The 21709-nt window shown below is 70.5% G+C and carries 16 protein-coding genes; 6 read left to right on the forward strand and 10 right to left on the reverse strand.

Annotated elements, in window-relative coordinates:
- Window positions 1-54 precede the first annotated feature (54 nt).
- Genes G7070_RS12135 through G7070_RS12150 form a run of 4 tightly spaced genes read left to right on the forward strand, consistent with a single transcriptional unit; the run spans window position 55 to window position 4515 of the window.
- Window positions 55-2490, forward strand: coding sequence for a DMSO/selenate family reductase complex A subunit (locus tag G7070_RS12135; RefSeq protein ID WP_166233957.1), 2436 nt, complete (start codon window positions 55-57; stop codon window positions 2488-2490).
- A 5-nt stretch (window positions 2491-2495) separates the two neighbouring features.
- Window positions 2496-3110, forward strand: a complete 615-nt coding sequence (locus G7070_RS12140; protein WP_166235243.1) for a DMSO/selenate family reductase complex B subunit — start codon at window positions 2496-2498, stop codon at window positions 3108-3110.
- The gene (locus G7070_RS12145) at window positions 3107-3745 is read left to right on the forward strand and encodes a TorD/DmsD family molecular chaperone (protein WP_166233958.1); all 639 of its coding nucleotides are present in this window, start codon (window positions 3107-3109) and stop codon (window positions 3743-3745) included. The genes G7070_RS12140 and G7070_RS12145 overlap by 4 nt, the downstream gene beginning before the upstream one ends.
- 47 nt (window positions 3746-3792) lie before the next feature.
- Complete coding sequence (locus G7070_RS12150; RefSeq protein WP_206079768.1) at window positions 3793-4515, forward strand: DUF6891 domain-containing protein; 723 nt, start codon at window positions 3793-3795, stop codon at window positions 4513-4515.
- 65 nt (window positions 4516-4580) lie between these two features.
- On the opposite strand, the gene narI is transcribed toward G7070_RS12150, so the two are convergent.
- Genes narI through G7070_RS12175 form a run of 5 tightly spaced genes read right to left on the reverse strand, consistent with a single transcriptional unit; the run spans window position 4581 to window position 12251 of the window.
- Window positions 4581-5315: a respiratory nitrate reductase subunit gamma gene (gene narI, locus G7070_RS12155; RefSeq protein WP_166233959.1), complete on the reverse strand. Its 735-nt coding sequence runs from the start codon at window positions 5313-5315 to the stop codon at window positions 4581-4583.
- A complete protein-coding gene (gene narJ, locus G7070_RS12160) occupies window positions 5312-6082 on the reverse strand; it encodes a nitrate reductase molybdenum cofactor assembly chaperone (RefSeq protein WP_246227065.1) in 771 nt (256 codons plus the stop codon). The genes narI and narJ overlap by 4 nt, the downstream gene beginning before the upstream one ends.
- A complete protein-coding gene (narH, locus tag G7070_RS12165) occupies window positions 6079-7743 on the reverse strand; it encodes a nitrate reductase subunit beta (RefSeq protein ID WP_166233960.1) in 1665 nt (554 codons plus the stop codon). Before narH ends, narJ begins: the two co-directional genes overlap by 4 nt.
- 31 nt (window positions 7744-7774) lie before the next feature.
- A complete protein-coding gene (locus G7070_RS12170; protein ID WP_166233961.1) occupies window positions 7775-11479 on the reverse strand; it encodes a nitrate reductase subunit alpha in 3705 nt (1234 codons plus the stop codon).
- Between the two features lies 1 nt (window position 11480).
- On the reverse strand, window positions 11481-12251 hold the full coding sequence (locus tag G7070_RS12175) for a helix-turn-helix transcriptional regulator (RefSeq protein WP_166233962.1): 771 nt from the start codon (window positions 12249-12251) through the stop codon (window positions 11481-11483).
- A 319-nt stretch (window positions 12252-12570) separates the two neighbouring features.
- Here G7070_RS12175 and G7070_RS12180 point away from each other — a divergent pair, with 319 nt between their 5' ends.
- Together G7070_RS12180 and G7070_RS12185 are read left to right on the forward strand one after the other, a co-directional pair.
- Window positions 12571-13878, forward strand: a complete 1308-nt coding sequence (locus G7070_RS12180; protein WP_206079769.1) for an MFS transporter — start codon at window positions 12571-12573, stop codon at window positions 13876-13878.
- On the forward strand, window positions 13875-15272 hold the full coding sequence (locus G7070_RS12185; protein WP_166233964.1) for an MFS transporter: 1398 nt from the start codon (window positions 13875-13877) through the stop codon (window positions 15270-15272). The genes G7070_RS12180 and G7070_RS12185 overlap by 4 nt, the downstream gene beginning before the upstream one ends.
- A gap of 148 nt (window positions 15273-15420) precedes the next feature.
- On the opposite strand, the gene G7070_RS12190 is transcribed toward G7070_RS12185, so the two are convergent.
- The 5 genes from G7070_RS12190 to nrfD all read right to left on the reverse strand — a co-directional run bounded on the left by G7070_RS12190 (window position 15421) and on the right by nrfD (window position 21638).
- Window positions 15421-16530, reverse strand: coding sequence for a 4Fe-4S dicluster domain-containing protein (locus G7070_RS12190; protein WP_166233965.1), 1110 nt, complete (start codon window positions 16528-16530; stop codon window positions 15421-15423).
- Window positions 16506-17531, reverse strand: a complete 1026-nt coding sequence (locus G7070_RS19605) for a molybdopterin dinucleotide binding domain-containing protein (RefSeq protein WP_348981502.1) — start codon at window positions 17529-17531, stop codon at window positions 16506-16508. Before G7070_RS19605 ends, G7070_RS12190 begins: the two co-directional genes overlap by 25 nt.
- 275 nt (window positions 17532-17806) lie before the next feature.
- A complete protein-coding gene (locus G7070_RS18840; RefSeq protein WP_246227067.1) occupies window positions 17807-19096 on the reverse strand; it encodes a molybdopterin-dependent oxidoreductase in 1290 nt (429 codons plus the stop codon).
- A 29-nt stretch (window positions 19097-19125) separates the two neighbouring features.
- Entirely contained in the window at window positions 19126-19707 is a 582-nt protein-coding gene (locus G7070_RS12200; RefSeq protein WP_166233967.1) for a hypothetical protein, read from the reverse strand.
- Window positions 19704-21638 carry an NrfD/PsrC family molybdoenzyme membrane anchor subunit gene (nrfD, locus tag G7070_RS12205; protein WP_246227069.1) on the reverse strand — a complete coding sequence of 645 codons (1935 nt, stop codon included), beginning with the start codon at window positions 21636-21638 and terminating at the stop codon, window positions 19704-19706. The genes G7070_RS12200 and nrfD overlap by 4 nt, the downstream gene beginning before the upstream one ends.
- Between the last annotated feature and the right edge of the window lie 71 nt (window positions 21639-21709).

Raw genomic sequence — 21709 nt, forward strand, 5'->3', positions numbered from 1 at the left:
TCTACTATCGTGTGTCGTATTGAACACGTGTCGTTTTGAGCGAGGAGATGCGAGATGGCTCCAGAGATCAGCCGCCGGTCGTGGCTGAAGTGGTCGGGTGCGGTGGCGGGCGCCACGCCGCTGCTGACCGCGTGCGCGCCGAAGCAGCCCACGCGCGAGCCGTTGCCGATCGCCACCGACGGCATGGCGGGCGTCGACAAGACGGTGTGGAGCGCGTGCGTTGTCAACTGCGGCTCCCGCTGCCCGCTGCGCCTGCAGGTCAAGGACGGCGCCGTCGTGCGCGTCCTGCCGGACAACACCGGCGACGACTCGCTGCTCAATCGGCAGATCCGGGCCTGCGTCCGCGGCCGCAACATGCGCCAGCGGATCTACAACCCCGACCGCATCAAGACGCCGCTCAAGCGCCGCGAGGGGACGCCGCGGGGTGGCGGCCAGTGGGACGAGATCAGCTGGGACGAGGCGCTCGACCTGTTCGCCGAGAAGCTGAAGCACACGATCGACACCTACGGCAACGAGGCCGTCTTCAAGGTGTACGGGTCGGGCGTGTGGAACGCGCACCTGGGCACGTCGGGCGGCTGGATGAAGCTGTTCAACCTGCTGGGCGGGTCGCTGGGCTACTACGGCAACTACTCGTACTCCCAGATCGGCACCATCACGCGGTTCCACTACGGCAACCCCGACGAGCAGATCTCCAACAGCTTCGAGGACTCGATCGAGAACGGCCGGATGCTGGTGCTGTGGGGCAACAACCCGCAGGAGACGCGGATGTCGGGCGGCGGGCTGGTGTTCACCTCGCTGGAGGCCGCCAAGACCGACGGCCTGAGGATCGTGGTCATCGACCCGCGCTACTCCGAGTCGGCCTCGCTGCTGGCCGACGAGTGGATCGCGCCGCGTCCGGGCACCGACGCCGCCCTGGTCGCCGGCATCGTGCACCACCTGCTCGCCAACGACCTGCACGACCAGGCGTTCCTGGACCGGTACTGCGTCGGCTTCGACGAGGACCACATGCCGCCCGGCATCCCGGCCGGCAACTCCTACCGCAGCTACATCGAGGGCTCGGGACCGGACAAGGTCGAGAAGACGCCGGACTGGGCGGCGGCGATCACCGGCGTGCCGGCCGACGTGATCCGGCGCTTCGCGCTCGACCTCGGTCGCACCAAGCCGGTGAACATCTCCCAGGGCTGGGGGCCGCAGCGGCACGCCAACGGCGAGAACCAGGCCCGCGCGATCTACACGCTGGCCAACGTGCTCGGCCAGGTGGGCATCCCGGGCGGCGGCACCGGCGGCCGCGAGGGCTACTACTGGCCGCTGACGTCGTGGTTCGACGACGGCAAGAACCCCGTGAAGACGCAGATCTCCAACTTCGGGTGGACCGACGCCATCGAGCGCGGCCCCGAGATGACGGCCCTGCGCGACGGCGTCCGCGGCGCCGACCGGCTCAAGGTCGGCATCAAGTTCATGCTCGAGTACGGCGGCAACATGCTCGCCAGCCAGCACGCCGACAACAACCGGACGCGCGAGATCCTGACCGACGAGACCAAGTGCGAGTTCATCTGCGTGGTGGACAACCAGTTCACCGGCTCCGCCGCGCTCGCCGACCTCGTCCTGCCCGACACCACGACCGCGGAGCGCTGGGACCTCGCGCCGAGCGAGTACACCGGCGACATGGCCTACCTGATCATGTGCGAGAAGGCCATCGACCCGCTGTTCGACTCCCGGCCGGCCTACGAGATGGTCACCGGGCTCGCCAAGCGGTTCGGGCTGGAGAAGGAGTTCACCGAGGGCCGCGACCTGGAGGGCTGGGCACGCCACATCCACGAGACGAAGAACGTGCCCGCGGTCCCGGGGATGCCGTCGTTCGACGAGTTGAAGAAGGTCGGCGTCCACCGCTACCACAGCCCGGACGGGCTCACGGTGGCGCTGAAGGAGTTCCGCGAGGACCCGGAGGCCAACAAGCTCGACACGCCCAGCGGCAAGATCGAGATCTTCTCCTCCGAGTTGTGGGAGATGTCCAAGACCTGGGAGTTCCCCGACGCCGAGCGCGGCGACAAGATCACCGCCCTGCCCGAGCACGTGGCCACCTGGGAGGGTGCCGAGGAGGCGCTCGAGGCGGACGCCAAGTACCCGATCCAGCTGATCGGGCACCACTTCAAGCAGCGCACCCACTCCACCTACGGCAACAACGCGAACCTGCAGGAGGCGCACCCGCAGGTGCTGTGGCTCAGCCAGATGGACGCGCAGCGCCGCGGCATCGCCGACGGCGACCAGGTGGAGATCTTCAACGACCGCGGCCGCGTCCAGATCGAGGCCAGGGTCACGCCGCGCATCATGCCGGGGGTCGCCTCGCTGCCCCAGGGCGCGTGGATGCGGATGGACGCCGCGGGCGTCGACCACGGCGGCTCGGTCAACGTCCTGTCGCGGCTGCACCCCACGCCCGTCGCCAAGGGCAACTGCCAGCACACCAACCTCGTCGAGATCAAGAAGGCGTGACGACCATGGCTCTGGGCTTCTTCTTCGACCAGACGCGCTGCAACGGCTGCAAGGCCTGCCAGATCGCGTGCAAGGACAAGCACGACCTCCCGGTCGGCGTCATGTGGCGCCGGGTCGCGGAGTACAGCGGCGGCGGCTGGGTGGACCACGGCGCCACGTTCACCCCGCGGGTGTTCACCTACTACACCTCGATGGCGTGCAACCACTGCGAGAACCCGGTCTGCGTCCAGGTGTGCCCGACCACCGCGATGACCAAGCGCGACGACGGCACCGTGTTCGTCGACGACTCCAAGTGCGTGGGCTGCCGGTACTGCGAGTGGGCGTGCCCCTACGGCGCGCCGCAGTTCGACGCGGCGACCGGGCACATGACCAAGTGCGACCTGTGCGCCGACTACCGCGAGGGCGGCCAGGATCCGGCGTGCGTCTCCGCGTGCCCGGCGCGTGCCCTGGGCTGGGGTGAGATCGAGAAGCTGCGTGCCGAACACCCCGGCGCGGGAGCCGCGATCGAGCCGCTGCCCGACCCCTCGGTGACGCGGCCGAACCTGGTGATCCTGCCGCACCGCGACGCGCAGGCGTCCGGCAGCGGGACCGGCGACGTCCTGAACCGCGGGGAACTGTGACGGGTTCGGCGCCGGGGGTCGACGCCGCGCGGCTGGACGCGCTGGCCGCGGCCTGGACCGTGCTCGGCGGGCTGCTCGCGCAGGCGCCCGACCAGGCGAGCCTCGACCGGGTCCGGGACGAGGAACTGCTCGCCGCCTGGCCGCTCCCGCTGGACGAGGCGGGCGAGCGCGGGCTGGCGCTGCTGCGGGCGTCGCGCGTGGCCGGCGAGGACGCGACCGCGGTCCGCGACGACCACCTTCGCCTGTTCCGCGGCGCCGGCCGGGTGCTCGCCCCGCCGTGGGCCTCGGTGCACCTCAGCGACGAGGGCCTGATGTTCGACGAGGAGACGCTGCGCGTCCGGGAGGTCTACGCGGCCCACGACCTGCAGGTGCCCGGCCTGAACCGCGAGCCCGACGACCACATCGCCGTCGAGTTGGCGTTCTGCGCCGAACTGCTGCTGCGCGCCCTGGACGCCGCGGAGGCGGGGAACCCCGCGCGTGCCGCGGAACTGGTGGCGGCGCACGACGCCTTCGTCACCGACCACCTCGCGCCGTTCGCGCCGGAGTTCTTCGCGCTCGTGGCGCGCCACGCCACCACCGACTTCCACCGCGGCGTGGCCGCGCTGGGCGTCCACGCGCTGGCCGCGTCCCACTGAGGCGGCGGGCCGCCATGGCAGCATGGTCCCCGACCGAAGGGGGACCGATGGGCTGGGTCGACAAGCTGCTGGGGCGCGACAAGCGGGACGGGGATCGTCCCGCCGAGCAGGAGCAGTCCGGGCCGGTCGGCGAGGAGCAACTGCTGGCCGACGCCCGCGAGCGGATCAGGTCGGGGTTCCTCGACCGCGACGATCTGGCCGGGTGGGTCGCGGGCGGCCACGACCTGGCCGAGGACGACCCGCGCCCGCTGCGGGCCGCCGCGCAGGCCTGGGACGAGCGGCTGGCGGAGCAGGCCGGCTGGACCGGCGAGTCCGACTACGACCGGCTCGCCGCCGCGTTCGCCGACCTCGAGGCGTCCGGGGTGCTCGCCCGGATGAACTTCACGTGCTGCAACACCTGCGGCACCACCGAGATCGACGACGAGCGGACGCCCGACCACGACGCGCCCGAGGGCGCCTACCCGTTCCGGGAGTGGGCGTACACGTTCTTCCACTCCCAGGACGCCGAGCGGCTCGCGGACGCCCCGGCCGACCTGTTCCTGACGTACAGCTCGTTCCGTCCAGCCGCCGACGTCGACCCGGACCTCATGGCCCGCGCCCGCGCCGGCGAGCAGGAGGCCCGCGAGCAGGTCGTCCGCCACACCGACGCCACGGTCGGCCGGATCGTGGTCGACGCGCTGGCCGCGCACGGCCTGGCGCCGGATTGGTCCGGCGACCCGACCCGGCGCATCGCCGTCCCGATCACCGACTGGCGCAAGCCGCTGCCCTGAGGCCCCGGACGCGAAACCGCCCCCGACGACGAGTGTGTCGGGGGCGGCAGCACGTCCCAGTGGCGCTACTTGCGGGCCGTCGGGGAGGTCCAGGTGCCCTGCGGGGCGCGGGACGGCGTCGGCCGCTGGCCGGTGTCGCCCTTGCTGCGGTAGACGATGTAGGGCCGCACCAGGTAGCCGACCGGGGCGCTGAACACGTGCACCAGCCGGGTGAACGGCCAGATCAGGATCAGCAGGAAGGCCAGGAAGGCGTGCGCCTGGAACTGGAACGGGGCGCCGGCCATCAGCTCGACGTTCGGCTGGAAGGTGAAGATCGACCGGAACCACGGCGAGACGCTCTCGCGGTAGTTGAAGTGGTCGCTCAGCGCGGTGGAGATGGTGTTCCACATCCCGAAGAGGATCACCAGCCCCAGCACCAGGTACATCACCTTGTCGTTGACGGTCGTGGCGTTGAACACCGTCTTCACGGTGCGGCGCCGGAACACCAGGATCACGAAGCCGACGCAGATCATCGCGCCGGAGACCAGGCCGCCGACGACGGCGATCAGGTGGTAGGCGTGCTGGTCCATCACGACGTCGGTCCACCCCTTGGGGATGACGAGGCCCATGATGTGGCCCAGCAGCGCGAACAGGATGCCGAAGTGGAACAGCGGGCTGCCGATCCGCAGCATCCGCGACTCGTACAGCTGCGAGCTGCGGGTCGTCCAGCCGAACTTGTCGTACTTGTAGCGCCAGATCAGCCCGACGACGAACACCGCCAGCGCCAGGTAGGGGAACACGGCCCACAGGAAGGTGTTCATCGCGTCGCTCCTTGAACGTCGAAGTGGTCGGACAGGGACAGGTCGTCATCGGGGTGCGGGTTGAGCCGCGGGTCGAGGGAGTAGGCGTCCAGGCCGACGTCCTCGTTCGGCGGCCCCTCGGCGACCAGCCGGGCCACCGCCTCGGCCTGCGTGCCGTCCAGCGGGGGCAGGGTGGCGCGGAGGGCGGTCACCGCGTCCGCCCACGCCGAGCGGCGGGTCTCCAGGCCGAGTTGCAGCAGTTCGACGCCCGCCCGGTGGTCGTTGAGCAGCTTCCAGGCGATGCCGACGTCCCCGGTCGCGCCGAACTCCAGCAGGACGCTGAGGTGGTCGGGCAGCTCGTCGTCGCCGATCTCGAGCCCCGCGCGGCGGTAGGCCTGCTTGAACTGCACCAGGGCGATGCCGCGCTTGCGGGTGTCGCCGTGCGCGTAGTACGTCAGGTGCAGCGCGCACTTGCGGGTGGTGTCGAACGTGTCGACGTAGTCGGACCGGAGCGCGGCCAGCGGCACGGACCGCAGGTGCGCGACCACCCGCCCCAACGGCCCGGACGCCTCGGGCGGCAGCCCGGCGAGCGCCTCGTCGATGTCGTCCAGCAGGCCCAGCAGCCGGTCGTCGGGGTAGGACAGCAGCAGCGAGACCAGCTGCCAGGTGGCCCGCAGGTCGTCCTCGCGCCACGTCGGCGCGGGGTGCCGGCGGGACGGCGCGCGCGGCGGCTCCGGCTGCTGCCGCAGGCGCCCGAGCCACTCCATCGGGCGGGGGAGCGGGCTCACTGCGGCCCCTCCGGCCCCGGGATGCCGTGCCGGTGCTCGACCTGCTCGGGCGTGGCCTTGCCCGGGACGCCGCGGCCGTCCCACTCCAGGTAGGTGACCGAGCCGGGGACCTGGCTCATGTCGTCGGCCTGCATGCGGGCCTTCGTCTCGCGCAGCGTCTGGATCGCGACGGGCACCGGCCCGCCCGAGCCGCCGCCGAACGCGCCCGGCCCGGCGCCCTCGCCGACGGGGCACTCGGTGACGAGTTCCTCCAGCGAGTGCGCCTGCTCGGCGTGCGCGGTCGGGATGACGTAGCGCTCCTCGTACTTGGCGATCGCCAGCAGCCGGAACATCTCCTGCATCTCGGTGCCCGTCATGCCGACGGCCGCCGCGATGTCCTCGTTCGGCTCGCGCTCCAGGTTGATGTCGCGCATGTAGGACCGCATCGCCGCCAGCTTGTCCAGCACGTGCCGGACCGGGGTGACGTCGCCGGCGGTGAAGAGATTCGCCAGGTACTCCAGCGGGATCCGCAGCGCGTCGATGGCGCCGAACAGGTTGCCGGCGTCCTCGGCGTCCTCGCCGGTCTCGCGGACGGCGTCCACGATCGGCGACAGCGGCGGGATGTACCAGACCATCGGCATGGTGCGGTACTCCGGGTGCAGCGGCAGCGCGACCTTGTAGTCTTGGATCAGGCGGCGGACCGGCGAGGTCTTGGCGGCCTCGATCCAGTCGGGCGCGATGCCCTGCCGCTCGGCCTCCGCAGCGATCGCGGGGTCGTTGGGGTCCAGGAAGACCGCCCGCTGCGCCTCGTACAGGCCGTGCTCGTCCTTGGTGGACGCGGCGGCCAGCACGGCGTCCGCGTCGTAGAGCATCAGGCCGATGTACCGCAGCCGACCCACGCAGGTCTCGGCGCACACCGTCGGGATGCCCACCTCGACGCGCGGGTAACAGAACGTGCACTTCTCCGCCTTGCCGGTGGAGTGGTTGAAGTAGATCTTCTTGTACGGGCAGCCCGAGATGCACATGCGCCAGCCGCGGCAGCGGTTCTGGTCGACCAGGACGATGCCGTCCTCCTCGCGCTTGTAGATCGCGCCCGAGGGGCACGACGCCGCGCAGGTGGGGTTGAGGCAGTGTTCGCAGATGCGGGGCAGGTAGAACATGAAGGTCTTGTCGAACTCGAACGCGACCTTGTCCTCGATGCCCTTGAGCATCGGGTCGGCGTGGCCCGTCTTGTAGGTGCCGCCCAGGTCGTCGTCCCAGTTGGCGCCCCACTGCGGGTTCATCGGCTCGCCGGTCAGCAGCGAGTGCGGGCGGGCCACGGGGAAGGTCTTGGACGCCGGCGCGTTCAGCAGGTTCTCGTAGTCGTAGGTCCAGGGCTCGTAGTAGTCCTCGATCTCCGGCAGCTTGGGGTTGGAGAAGATCGTGGCGAGCTTGGCGAACCGGTTGCCGCCCTTGAGCTTGAGCCGGCCGTTGCGGCCGAGTTCCCAGCCGCCCTTCCACTGCTCCTGATCCTCGTACCGGCGCGGGTAGCCCAGGCCGGGACGGGTCTCGACGTTGTTGAACCACACGTACTCCATGCCGGTGCGGTTGGTCCATGCCTGCTTGCAGGTCACCGAACAGGTGTGACACCCGATGCACTTGTCGAGGTTCATCACCATCGCCATCTGGGCCATGATGCGCATGCTTGGTCTCCTTGGCTTCGTGAGTCGGGGATCAGTACTCGAGCGGGGCGGTGCGCTTGCGCAGCATCGTCACCTCGTCGCGGTTGTTGCCGGTCGGGCCGAGGTAGTTGAAGGCGAACGCCAGCTGCGCGTAGCCCCCGATGATGTGGCTCGGCTTGATGAGGATGCGCGTCATCGAGTTGTGGATGCCGCCGCGGCGTCCGTTGGTCTCGGTGAGCGGCACGTCGATGAGGCGGTCCTGGGAGTGGTACATGTAGACCGTCCCCTCCGGCATCCGGTGCGACACGATCGCGCGGGCCGACACGACGCCGTTGCGGTTGACCAGCTCGATCCAGTCGTTGTCGGCGATCCCGACGCGCTCGGCGTCCTTCTCGCTCATCCAGACCTGCTGGCCGCCGCGGGACAGGTTCTGCATGAACCAGTTGTCCTGGTACTGGCTGTGGATCGCCCACTTGAAGTGCGGGGTCAGGTACCGCACCGAGACGCCGAGCTCGTTGATCTCGCCCAGGGGCGCCTCGCCGAACAGCTGCGTCATGTTGAGCGGGCCGCGGTAGATCGGCAGCGCCTCGCCGAGGGCCTGCATCCAGTCGTGGTCCAGGTAGAAGTGCTGGCGTCCGGTCAGGGTGTGCCACGGCTTGAGCCGCTCGACGTTGATCGTGAACGGGGAGTAGCGGCGGCCGCCGGACTCCGAACCCGACCACTCCGGCGACGTGATCACCGGGGTGGGCTGGCCCACGATCTCGTTGAACGTGATGATCTTGCCCTCGTGCTCGGCCGCGAGGTCGTGCAGCAGCGTGCCGGTGCGCTTCTCCAGCGTCTTGAAGCCCTGGGTCGCCAGGTGGCCGTTTGTGGTGCCGGCGAGCGCCATGATCGTCTCGGCCACGTTGATGCCGTTGTCGAGCTTCGGACGCCCCGCGTCCACCCCGGCCCCGGTGCGGACGCCGTTCTTGCCCTTGAGGTAGGTGATGGCGCTGTTCACGTCGACCGTGACGGCCTTCGTCGTGGTGCCCAGGGTGTCCATGAGCGGGCCGACCGCGCCGTACTTCTCCGCGATCTTGGTGTAGTCGCGCTCGACCATCACCAGCTTCGGCATGGTGACGCCCGGGATCGGGTCGATCTCGCCGGACTTCCAGTCCAGGACGGCGCCGTGCGGGGTCGCCATCGCGTCGGGCGAGTCGTGCATCAGCGGCACGGCGACCACGTCGGTGCGGGTGCCCAGGTGGTGCTCGGCCAGCTCGGAGAACCGCTGCGAGATGAGCGCGAAGCTGTCCCAGTCGGTCTTGGACTGCCACGGCGGGTTGATCGCCGGGGTGAACGGGTGCACGAAGGGGTGCATGTCGGTGGTGTTGATGTCGTGCTTCTCGTACCACGTCGCCGCGGGAAGGATCACGTCCGACATCAGCGTCGAGCTCGTCATGCGGAAGTCGAGGGTCAGGACCAGATCGAGCTTGCCCTCGGGGGCCTGCTCGCGCCAGGTGATGTCCTTCGGCCGCAGGTGCTCGGGGCTCTCGGCGGCGTTCACCGCGTTGTCGGTGCCGAGCAGGTGCTTGAGGAAGTACTCGTCGCCCTTGGCGGAGTTGCCGAACAGGTTGGCGCGCCACAGCATCAGGACGCGCGGCCAGTTCTCCTCGGCGTCGGGGTCCTCGACGGCGAACTTGAGGCTGCCCTCCTTGAGCGAGCGGGTGACGTAGGGCCCGACCTCCAGCCCGGACGCCTTCACGTCGTCGGCGAGCGTGAGCGGGTTGCGGTCGAAGGTGGGGTAGGTCGGCATCCAGCCCGAGCGCGCGGACTGCGCGAACAGGTCGGCGGTCACCTTGCCCGCGAACTGGCCGTTGCCGGCGCCCTGCGCGCTGAGCTCGTCGGCGGTGAAGGTGTCGTAGCGCCACTGGTCGGTGTTGATGTACCAGTAGCCGGTCTGGATCATCTGCCGGGGCGGGCGGCTCCAGTCCAGGCCGAACGCCATCTGCGCCCAGCCGGTGATCGGGCGCGCCTTCTCCTGGCCCACGTAGTGCGCCCAGCCGCCGCCGTTGCGGCCCTGGCAGCCGGTGATGGTCGTCAGCATCAGCATCGTGCGGTAGATCAGGTCGGAGTGGTACCAGTGGTTGGTGCCCGCCCCCATCAGGATCATCGAGCGGCCCTGGGTGTCGGCGGCGTTCTGCGCGAACTCCCGCGCCACCCGCTCGACCTGCGCGGCCGGGACGTTGGTGATCGTCTCCTGCCAGGCCGGGGTGTAGGCGCCGGTCTCGTCGTCGTAGCCCGTCGGCCACGCGCCCGGCAGGCCGGGGCGGCCGACGCCGTACTGCGCCAGCATCAGGTCGAACACCGTGGTGACCAGGCGGTCGCCGACCCGGCGCACCGGGACGCCGCGGCGGATCGTCGAGGGCGAGCCGTCGGGGTTGTCGAAGATCGGCAGTTCGACCTCGACGGCCTCGCCGCCCTCGGCGAGCAGCGTCAGCTCGGGGCGGAGGTCGCCCAGGTCGAGGTTCCACTTGCCCAGGCCCTCCTCGCCGAAGCGGTGGCCGAGCGTGCCGTTGGGGATCGCGGGCGCGTCGGCGGCCGCGTCCCACAGCGCCGGCTTGAACATGGCGTTCTCGCTGGCCGCCTCCGTGTTGTCGAAGTCGCCGGCGACCAGGTTCTTGCCCGGGCGGTACAGGCCGTCGCCCGCGGCGTCCAGGGTCACGAGGAAGGGCAGGTCGGTGTAGGCGCGGGTGTAGTTCTCGAAGTAGGGCGTGGGGCGGTCGACGAAGAACTCCTTGAGCACCACGTGCCCCATCGCCATGCCCAGGGCGGCGTCCGTGCCGGGCTGCACGGGCAGCCACTCGTCGGCGAACTTCACGTTCTCGGCGTAGTCGGGGCTCATCACGACGACCTTCTGGCCGCGGTAGCGGGCCTCGGTCATCCAGTGGGCGTCCGGCGTGCGGGTCAGCGGCACGTTGGAGCCCCACATGATGAGGTAGCCGGCGTCCCACCAGTCGCCCGACTCGGGGACGTCGGTCTGGTCGCCGAAGACCTGCGGGCTGGCCACCGGCAGGTCGGCGTACCAGTCGTAGAAGCTCAGCATCGAGCCGCCGATGAGGCTGGTGAAGCGCGCGCCGGAGGCGTGAGACACCATCGACATCGCCGGGATGGGGGAGAAGCCCGCGATCCGGTCGGGACCCCAGCGCTTGATGGTGTAGATCTGCGCGGCGGCGATCATCTCCACGGCCTCGTCCCACGTCGCGCGGACCAGGCCGCCCTTGCCGCGGGCGCTCTTGTAGCGCTTGGCCTTCTCCGGGTCCTGCACGATGGACGCCCACGCGACGACGGGGTCGGCGTGCTCGGCCTTCGCCTCGCGGAACATGTCCAGCAGGACGCCGCGGACGTACGGGTAGCGCACGCGGGTCGGGGAGTAGGTGTACCAGGAGAACGCCGCGCCGCGCGGGCAGCCGCGGGGCTCGTACTCGGGCTTGTCGGGGCCGGCGCTGGGGTAGTCGGTCTGCTGCGCCTCCCAGGTGATGATGCCGTCCTTGACGTACACCTTCCAGGAGCACGAGCCGGTGCAGTTGACCCCGTGGGTCGAGCGGACCACCTTGTCGTAGGCCCAACGGTCGCGGTAGAACCAGTCGCCGCGCCCGCCCTCCTTGAACACCGCCCGGTTGTCGGGCGTCGTGGGCGCCTTGCTGAAGAACCTGCCGGCTCCCAGGAGCGCGTCGGACAAAGGGCCGTCCAGTCCCGGACGAGGCTGCGTCGAGGTCATATCAGAGCCTTTCAGGTGAAGCGGCGTTGGTCGAGGGGGCGGCCCGCAGCGGGTCGGGTCGCGCGATGTGGGCGATGCAGAGGTCGGGCCCCACGAAGGCCTCCAGCTCCACCCGGGAGCGGGGCTCGTGCAGCGCCTCCAGCGTCCCGGCGATGACGCCGCGGTGGACGCCGCAGGCGATGGCCGGGTTGGCGCGGGCGAGTTCCAGCAGCGGGCAGTGGTTGAGGCACACGGTGGCCGAGCGGCCCTCGTCCTCCACGGTGACGGTCGGCGCGTAGCCCCAGCGGTCGAGCACGTCGACGACGACGCCGACCTTGCCGAGCCAGGCGCCGGGGGTGAGCGCCGCGCGCGCGACCTCGTCGGCGCCGACCAGGTCGACGGCGTGCTCGACGGCCCAGCGGCGGCCGGCCTCCTCGGCCGAGGGCGCGTCGCCCGAGGCCATCGCGTCGGCCAGCACGGCCGCCAGCAGCCGGTAGCCGTCGGGCTCGGCGTCGGTCTGAGTGGGGACCAGCCACCGCTTGCGCGGCCGTCCGACGCCGGCGCGCTCGTCGCGGCTCGTGACGAGGCCCGCGCCGGCGAGCCGGTCGAGGTGGAAGCGGACGGTGGTGACGTGCAGCCCGAGGCGTCCGCCCAGGTCGGCGGCGGTGAGCCCGCCCGACCGCGTCGGCTGCCCGGCCGGGGCCAGCGAGGGCAGCCCGTCGAGCGCCGCGAGGATGGCGCGGCGCACCGGCGAGGCCAGGACCGCGTCGGCGTCCGCCTCGGCTGCGCTCATGGATCCCCCTTCTCGGGTGAGGTGGTCGCGATAAAAAGGATGTTGGCTGCGAGTCTAGACCCAAGGCGACCCGGCCGTGCAACCCACGGATATTGGTCGGCAATACGCATCTGACACGGGACGATATTCAACTACATGTCGTAGTTGACGGGGGCTGTCTCGATGTGGTGGAATCGACGTCGGTCCAATAAAAATGATCGACACCCCCACGGTCGACATCCCCCACGAGGAGACACATGGCCGACGCCGCCCCGTTCGCCCTAGCCGGAGCGAGGCTCCCGCGCGGGGCGAGGCCCCCGGAGCGACCCGCGTCCTGACGATGTCGACGATCGCGTTCACGATCATGTTCGCGGTGTGGTTGATGTTCGGGATCCTGGGCAAGCCGATCCAGAACGAGTTCGGGCTCACCGATGTCGAGCTGAGCTGGATCAGCGCCGTCGCGGTGCTCAACGGGTCGATGTGGCGCCTGCCCGCCGGCATGCTGGCCGACCGCATCGGCGGCCGCAGGGTCATGATCGCGATGCTGCTGATCGGCGCCGTGGCCAGCTTCGCGGTGTCGTTCGCCAACAGCTACCCGATGCTGCTGGTGCTGGCCTTCCTGGTCGGCTTCGTGGGCAACAGCTTCAGCGTCGGCGTCTCCTGGAACAACGCCTGTTTCAGCGACCGGCGCAAGGGCTTCGCCCTGGGCCTGTTCGGCGCGGGCAACGTCGGCGCCTCGGTCACCAAGTTCATCGGCCCGGCGATCATCGCCGCCACGGCCGGCGCGACCTACACCCTCGGCGTCCAGGGCGGCTGGCGGCTCATCCCGGTGCTGTACGCCCTCCTGCTGCTGGCGACCGCGGCCGCGACCGTCGCGTTCACCCCGCGGCACGACCGGATGCCCGGCGCCACCAAGAGCGTGGGGCAGATGCTGGCGCCGCTCTCGGACGTCCGCGTGTGGCGGTTCAGTCTGTACTACGTGGTCGTCTTCGGCGCCTACGTAGCCCTGTCGGCGTACCTGCCCGCCTACTACGTCGACAACTTCGGCGTCGACCTGGCGACCGCGGGCCTGCTCACCGCGACCTTCATCTTCCCGGCGTCGCTGCTGCGTCCGCTGGGTGGCTGGGTCAGCGACCGCTGGGGCGCCCGCCGGGCCATGTACTTCACGTTCTTCGTGATGCTGGCCGCGAGCGGCGTCCTCATGATGCCCAACGGCCACATCGTCCTGTACCAGCCCGACGGCGGCACCCGCGACATCCTGCACTACTCCATCAGCCTGGGACTGTTCGTGGCGCTGGTGTTCGTGATGGGCTGTGCCATGGGCATCGGCAAGGCCGCCGTGTACAAGCACATCCCGACCTACTTCCCCGACAACGTCGGCTCGGTGGGGGGACTGGTCGGCATGCTCGGCGGCCTGGGCGGCTTCTTCCTACCGCCGATGTTCGCCTACGCCAAGGCATGGACCGGCATGGCGAACACCGCGTTCGGCATCCTGTTCGGCCTGACCGCGATCTGCCTGGTCTGGATGCACTGGACGGTCCACCGCATGCTGGGCGCCGAGTCGCCTCACCTCAGCGACGAGCTCGAGGTGCCCGTCTCCCCGCGCAGCCCCATCGATTCTTTGACCCATGAGGAGGCCCGCGCATGAGCGCGACCGAAGACACCCGCTCCGGCAAGGAGTGGTTGACGAGCTGGAATCCCGAGGACGAGGCCACCTGGGACAAGCGCCTGGCGTGGCAGACCCTGTGGATCACCACCTTCACGCTGACGATGTGCTTCGTCACCTGGTTCCTGCCCAGCGCGATCATCCCCAAGCTGAACGCGATCGGCTACACCTTCAGCAAGTCCGAGCTCTACTGGCTGGCGGCGACGCCGGGCCTGGCCGCCGGTCTGCTCCGACTGGTGTGGATGGTCCTGCCGCCCATCATGGGCACCCGCAAGATGGTGGCCGCCACCACGCTGCTGCTGTTCTTCCCGGTGCTGGGCTGGGGTGTGCGCTCCATGAGCCCCACCGCCCCCTACTGGGAACTGCTCGTCCTGGCGTTCCTCGCCGGCATCGGCGGCGGCGCCTTCTCCGGCTTCATGCCCTCGACGTCCTACTTCTTCCCCAAGCGGATGCAGGGCACCGCGCTCGGCCTGCAGGCCGGCATCGGCAACTTCGGCGTCTCCCTGGTGCAGTTGCTCACCCCGTGGGTGATCGGCACCGGGATGCTGTGGTGGATGGGCCAGTCCCAGCACATGAAGGTGCCGGGCAAACCCGACGTCGAGGTCTGGTACCAGGCGGCCTCGTTCGTGTACCTGCCGTTCATCCTGATCGGCGCCTGGATCGCGTGGCGCTACCTCAAGTCGGTCCCGATCAAGGCCAACATCAAGCAGCAGTTCGACATCTTCCGCAACCAGGACACCTGGTGGATGACGATCCTCTACATCATGACGTTCGGCACCTTCTCCGGGCTGTCGGCGCAGTTCGGTCTGCTGCTCACCAACCTGTACGGGTCGGGCAACCCCGACATCGTGCAGGGCGCGGGCCAGACCGCGCAGTTGCTCGTGCCCGGCTACGCCGTCCCGGACGCCGCCGCGTACGTGTTCCTCGGGCCGCTGATCGGCGCCGGCGCCCGCGTGGCGTTCGCCCCGCTGACCGACCGGATGGGCGGCGCCATCTGGACGCTGGTCTCCGGCATCGGCCTGATCGGCTCGATCTGGTACACGATCGGCGGGCTGACCCCCGACACGTCCTCGGCCGCCACGCTGAGCGCCGGGTTCAACCAGTTCCTGTGGGGCATGCTGGCGATCTTCCTGTTCTCGGGCATCGGCAACGCGTCCACGTTCAAGCAGATGCCGATGATCTTCCAGCCGCGCCAGGCCGGCGGTGTCATCGGGTGGACGGCCGCGATCGCGGCGTTCGGACCGTTCCTGTTCGGCATCGGCCTGACCACCCTGGGCGTCGTGCCGTTCTACTGGATCGGCGTCGCGTGGGCCGTCATGTGCGTCGCGCTCACCTGGTGGCGCTACGCGCGTCCGGGCGCCCCGATGAAGAGCTGACCGGGTTCTTCCCGATCACCGGCCGGGCATCCCACGGGGTGCCCGGCCGCTTCGTTGCCGGGGGAACCGGGAGCGTCGCTGGGGCATCCGGGAAGTGTTGCGGGGGCCAGGGAGTGTTGCGGAAGCCGGGGGAGTCCCGCGGGGAGAGTCAGGCGCCGAAGATGTCGGCCGCGAAGGACGCGTGCGCCTCGCAGCGGGTGCAGCGCGGCCCCTCGCCCGGCGCGAGCACCGCCCGGCAGCGGGTGCAGCGCCCGGGCGCGACGCGGGCGATGATCGCCGGGCCGGGCGGGGCGGCGTCCGGGGTGACGGTGAGGACGTCCTCGGGGCACAGCCGGGCGCACTCGCCGCAGGCCGTGCACGCCTCGGCGTCCAGGATGAGTTCGGCGACGCCGTCCCGACTGCGCCAGCTCAGCGCCCGGGTCGGGCAGGTCAGGCTGCACACCTCGCAGGCGGTGCAGGACGCCGCAACCGCCACGCGCGGCACCGGTGCCTGCGGGTAGGACGCCCGGAGCAGGGCGCGCGCGGGGGCGTCGGGCGAGACCTCCGGCAGGGCGCTGGTCTGCCGGAGCGCGAACACGCCGCGCCGGGTGAACCCACCGCGGGCCCGTCGGGTCCGGGCGGGCGCCGTGGCCGGTTCCACGGTCTCCTCCGCGATGCGGACGCGGCCGTCCACGGTGGCGAGCAGCGCCGCGGTGCGTTCCATCACGCGGCGGGCGAGGGCGGGCGCGCCGCCCGCGCAGGACGCGCAGTCCGCGTGCACGAACCGCACCGTGGGCTGCTCCGGCCCTTCGCGCCCGGACGCGGCGGGGTCGGGGGAGTCACCCCGCACGCGCCGGGACGCATTCTCCGCGGGGGAATCCCCGCGGGCGAGCCGGCCGGCGGCGGCGACGACCGCCTCGGGGTCCAGGCCCGCGAGGCAGGCGACCGCGGCGACCGATTCGGAGCGATCCCGGGGCTCGGCGGCCCCCGCCCGGGCGCAGCGCACCTGCGTGGTTCGCCTCCCGGATGCCCGCGCGACGAGTTGCACCGGCGTGATGGCGGCGCCGGAGAACGCGGACGCCGGGCACGCCGGGACGCACGCGCCGCACCCGGTGCAGGCGTCCACGTCGAGGCGGGGTTCCCGCTCGCCGACCAGCAGGATCGCGTCCGCCGGACACGCGGCCGCGCAGGCCGTGCACGCCCGGCCGTCGGGCCGGGTGCACGCCTGCGCGTCGAGCGCCGGGGCGGTCCCGATCAGAGCCTGGTCACCTCCACCCACGTGTCGAGCTGGGCCGCGCCGCCGCCGATCGGGTCGGTGACGCCGCTGGGCACCTCGACGGTGTCGTCGGCGAGCAGGTCGTTCACCGAGAACCCGGCCCTGCGGGGGCCGGCGAAGCCGGTCTCCTCGTGGCCCGGCGTGACCGCCTGCGCCGCCTTGCCGTGGCCGTACTCCGCCGGCGGCAGCACCTGCTCGCCGTCGATCGTGTAGGCGTGGGCGGCGTAGCCCGAGTGGCCGTACGCGGCGTCCGCGCCGACCACGCCCGGGCGGATGCCCTCGGTGACGTAGGCCACCCCCTCGACCTCCGCGGTCGCCGAACGGACCATGACCTTGTCGTTGGTCTGGATGCCGCGGGCGCGGGCGTCCACCGAGTTGAGGTGGATGTAGTTGCTGCCGCGCACCTCGCGCAGCCAGGGCGAGTTCACCGTGCGGTGCGTGCCGTGGTTGCGCGACTTCCAGTTCACGAACTGCAGGGGCGTGTCGTGGGTGGGGTAGCCCGAGCCGTCGCTGCGCAGCGGCTGGCGCAGGGTGGCCATGCCGTCGAAGTTCTTCCCGGTCATCGGGTCCTTGGCGGCGCCGACCTTCGGGTCATAGAACGCGCACATCCCCTCGTAGCGGTACTTGAGCCAGTCGCCCTCATACCCGTTCTCGTACTCCTGGCCGCCGTGGCCCTCGAAGCGGCCGCCGCGGTTGAGCACGTAGGCGACCTTGGGCCACTCCTCGGCGGTGACCGCGGCCTTCCACGCGGCCTCGTCCCAGGTGTCCTTGAGCACCTTGTTCCGGGTGTCGGTGAACAGCTTCAGCTCCTCGGCCGACGCGTCCGGGACGGGCTTGCCGCCGGCGTAGGCGACGTTCGCGGCCATCTTGAGGTAGTAGTCCTCGACGGTGTTGAAGTGCGCGCCCGGCCCGAAGCCGTCCGTGCCCGCGCCGGGCAGGCCCAACGCCTTGGCCATCTCCAGGTAGAACCACTCCACCGGACGCGGCCCCTCGAACGCCCGCATCGTCGGCTGGCCCAGCTGCGTGACCGCGAACTGCTGGCTCGGGTAGACGCCCTCCTGGGTGAACCGCTCCAGGTAGGAGGTGTCGGGCAGCACGTAGTCGGCGTGCGCCGAGGTATCGCCGATCTCCAGGTCGAAGCTGACCAGCAGCTTGATCTTCTCGGTGTCGTGCAGCTGCTCGGCCCGGCGGTGGCCGCCGGGGGAGCTGTTCAGCGGGCTGTGCCGGTGGATGAACAGCGCGTCCAGGCTGTAGGGGTAGGACGCCAGCGCGCTGGGGATCACCTCGTGGCACAGGTTGCCGGGGAACTGGTACCAGCGCCGCTTGGCCGGGTAGCCGTCGGCCTTGAAGAACGAGGTGTCCTCGTACTTGGACTTCTCCCGCGTGATCGGGATGCCCCACGCCTGGTTGGCGTTCGCCACCTTCTCCAGGTCGTAGCGGCCGGCCCGCGGGCTGAACCCTTCTGACCAGTGATGTGGCCGCCCTTCCAGTCGTGGTTGCCGATCAGGAAGTTGAGGTAGGCGATGGCCCGGATCGCGTCGAAGCCGTTGGCGTGCATCGCCGGGCCCCGGTAGCTCGTGATCGCGGCCCGCTTGCCGTGCGAGGTGAACTCCCGCGCCACGTCGGCGACCGTCTGCGGGTCGACGCCCGCGTCGCCCACCCACTCCTCCAGGGTGCGGGACTGGGCGCGCTCGCGCAGCAGCCTGAACACGGTCTTGGCCAGCACCGGCTTGCCGCCGATCGACAGCTCGACCTCGGCGTCCAGATCGGCGGTCGGCGCGGACGCCGTGGGCGTCACCTGGCCGTTCACCAGGCACACCGGCTCGGGGTCGGCGACCTTGCCGGAGGCGTCCGGCTGCGGCGCCTCGGCCAGGCCGAGCGCGACGGTGGTGACGTAGCCGCCCTTGGGGTCGGAGGTGTTGACCAGGTAGGTCGCGTCGGCCCAGGTGGGCTCGCCGACGGCGTTCGCGGCGGCCTTGTTGGGCTGGCGCAGGTACTGCTCGTCGTAGCGCTCGTGGTCGATGATCCAGCGGATCATGCCCCAGGCCAGCTCGGCGTCGAAGCCGGGCTTGACCGGCAGCCAGGTGTCGGCCTTCTCCGCGGTCTTGCTCATCCGGGGGTCGACGACGACCATCTTCATGCCCAGCTCGCGGGCGCGTCCGATGCGCGGCGCGGTCCACGTCGGGCCCTTGTTGGCCGTCAGCGGCTCAGTGCCCCACACGATCAGGTAGCGGCAAAAATCGATGTCGGCGTACATCCGCTGGAAGGCGGTCGTGGGGTGGGTGCGCGCGTTCGCGACCACGCCCGTGACGCCGCAGGTGCCGCCGTGGTTGAACTGGTTGATGGTGCCGAACTGCTGCAGCGCCCAGCGGGAGCCGAGCAGGTTCATCCGGTCGCCGCCGATCATGGCGAACCGGTTGGACCTGGGGCCCAGCTCGGGACGCTTGGGGTCGAGCAGCTTTTCGCCCCACTTGGCCTCGAAGTCGGCCTGCGTCATCGCGCCCTCGCCGACCAGCTTCCAGTCGTCCATCACGGGCTTCTTCGGCGCCCAGCCGAAGATCTGCTTCACGCCGGGCGTGCCGAGCTCGGGGCTGCCGTTCAGGATCTCCGCCAGCGCCTCGTCCCAGGTGATCGACGCCCACTGGCCCGAGCCGCGCGGTCCGACGCGGCGCAGCGGCGTCTTGAGCCGCTTGGCGTCGTGGGCGACCTGGATTCCCGCCTGGCCCTTGAGGCAGGCGATTCCCCCGACATCGAGCGCGAATCCCTGGCCATGTTCCCCACGCCCTTCACGGCGTCGCCCGGGGTGGTGTCGTAGGGGATCGGACCGATCGGCTGGGTGGTCAGCGCGCTGTAGGGGTTGCCGGCGATCTTGCGGACCAGCGCGGTCGCGCCCGAGTCGCCCGGGTCGCCGAGGCGGACCTTGATGGTGCAGAACGTGTTGCACTGCATGCACATCGAGTAGACGACGTCGGACGCCTCGTACGGGTCTGCGTCCGAGCCGGTGCCGTGCGGTACGGCCTGGGTGAACGGGTTGCCGAAGCCCTCGTGGAACATGCCCACGACGGCCGCGGTGCCCGCGACGCCGGCGGTGGTGCCGATGACGGCGCGGCGGCTGATGCCGCCCTTGGTGGGCTCCTGGTCCTGCGGCGCCTGGGGCGCGGGCGTGACGTCGGTGCTCATGCGGGAACCTCCTGCTGCTGCTCGGCCGCGATGGCTTCGGTGTCGTCGGGGTCGGGGTCGAAGATGGGCTGCCACTCGCAGATGAGCGAGTAGGCCAGCGCGCCGCCGGCGCACAGGAAGGCGGCCACCATCCATTCGTTGATCGTGGGGAAGTAGATGTTGGTGGGGTAGCCGTCGATGACCGGGGGGACCAGCGGCGGGACGACGATGTTGAACCGGACGCCCAGGATGCCGACGATGACCATCATGGCCGCGGCGGCGAGCCAGCCGACGCGCTTCTTCAGCGGCGACATGCAGATGATCAGGGCGGCGACCAGCATCCCGATCTGGAAGAACCAGAACGACCACCAGTAGGGGCCGAAGGCCATGATCCCCATGATCGACTTGTCGTGGTGCTCGAAGGCCAGGATCGGGACGATGAACTCGTAGAACATCAGGCCCAGATCGATGAAGATCGCGCCGACCAGGACGACCGACAGCTGCTGCATCAGCTTGAGGCTGGGCCGCTTGCCCGCGCCGCGGCGCTGCCAGAAGTAGATGGCCATCACCAGGGCGGTGCCCGACACGATGGCCGACACCACGAAGACGATGGGGAACAGGCCGCCGAACCACATGCCGCGCGCCTTGACGACGGCGAAGATCGTGCCGGTGCCGCCGTGGACGCCGAAGATGGCCAGCGGGACGCCGATGATGCCCAGGATCCGCATCCAGCGGTGGGCGCGGATCGGGTCGGTGGTGCGGCGCTGGACCATGATCGCGAACACGAGCTCGACCGCCAGCAGGGCGACGTACATGGTGTAGAACCGGACCTCCCAGCTCAGCGGGGACGTCCAGTGGAAGTGGATCAGCGTGCTCAGGGCGCGGTCGAACCGGCCCAGGTCGAGGCCGATGAACGCCAGGGCGACGCCCATGCAGACGATGGCCGAGAGCAGCGCGGCGCGTCCGATGCGCTCGAACTGGTGCATGCCGAACACGTAGATCAGGCTGGACAGCAGGAACGCGCCCGCCGACAGCCCGACGAAGTAGATGTAGAACGCCACCCAGGCGCCCCACGGCATCTGCGAGGTGAGGTCCGTCACCTGCACGCCCTGGGTGAGGCGCGCGACGACGAACCAGGAGCCGGCGAGCAGCACCAGGCCGAGGAAGCCGTACCAGAGCCTGCGGTTGCGCGGGGTGAGGAACGGCTCGTGGGGCACGTGGCTCCACCAGCGCCGGGCGGGGGACGCCGCGGGGGCGTCCGGGGTCTTCGTGGTCGTGGACATGTGGCTCACCTCAACGCAGGTAGTAGACGCGGGGCTGGGTTCCGACCTCTTCCTTGAGGCGGAACGCCCGGGGCTGGCGGCCAGCTTGCTGACCACGGACTCGGGGTCGTTCAGGTCCCCGAAGAAGCGCGCGTCGCCGATGCAGGTCTCGGCGCACGCCGGCTCCTCGCCGCGTTCGAGGCGGTGCATGCAGAAGTTGCACTTGCGGACCGTGCCCCAGGGCGATTTCCAGGGGGCGCGCTCGCCGCGGTCGACGCCGTACTCGGGCGACTGCAGCACGTCGGCGCCCTGCACCTCGTCGACGTAGGACTCGCCGAAGTCGAAGCTGCGGGCCCCGTAGGGGCAGGCGGTGATGCAGTAGCGGCAGCCGATGCAGCGGTCGCCGTCGATGACGACGATGCCGTTGTCGTGCTTGTAGGTCGCGTTGACGGGGCACACCGTGACGCACGGCGGCTCGTCGCACTGCATGCAGGGCCGGGGAATGTTCACGCGGCGCACATTAGGGAACGTTCCCGTTTCCATTTCCACGACCACGTTGTAGGACACGCCGGGCGGGGTGCGGTTCTCCGCTTTGCACGCCACGGTGCAGGAATCGCAGCCGACGCACTTCTGCAGGTCGATGACCATGCCCCAGCGTGGCCCGCTCGACTCTTGGGTGGGGGACGTCATGGCGCGAAACCTCCTGGTGGGAACGCCGTTGGGCCGAAGAATCTGTGGGGGTGAGCCCCAGTCGGGTACTA

Origin of the sequence: Propioniciclava coleopterorum (genome assembly GCF_011393335.1) — a bacterium.
GTDB lineage: Bacteria > Actinomycetota > Actinomycetes > Propionibacteriales > Propionibacteriaceae > Propioniciclava > Propioniciclava coleopterorum.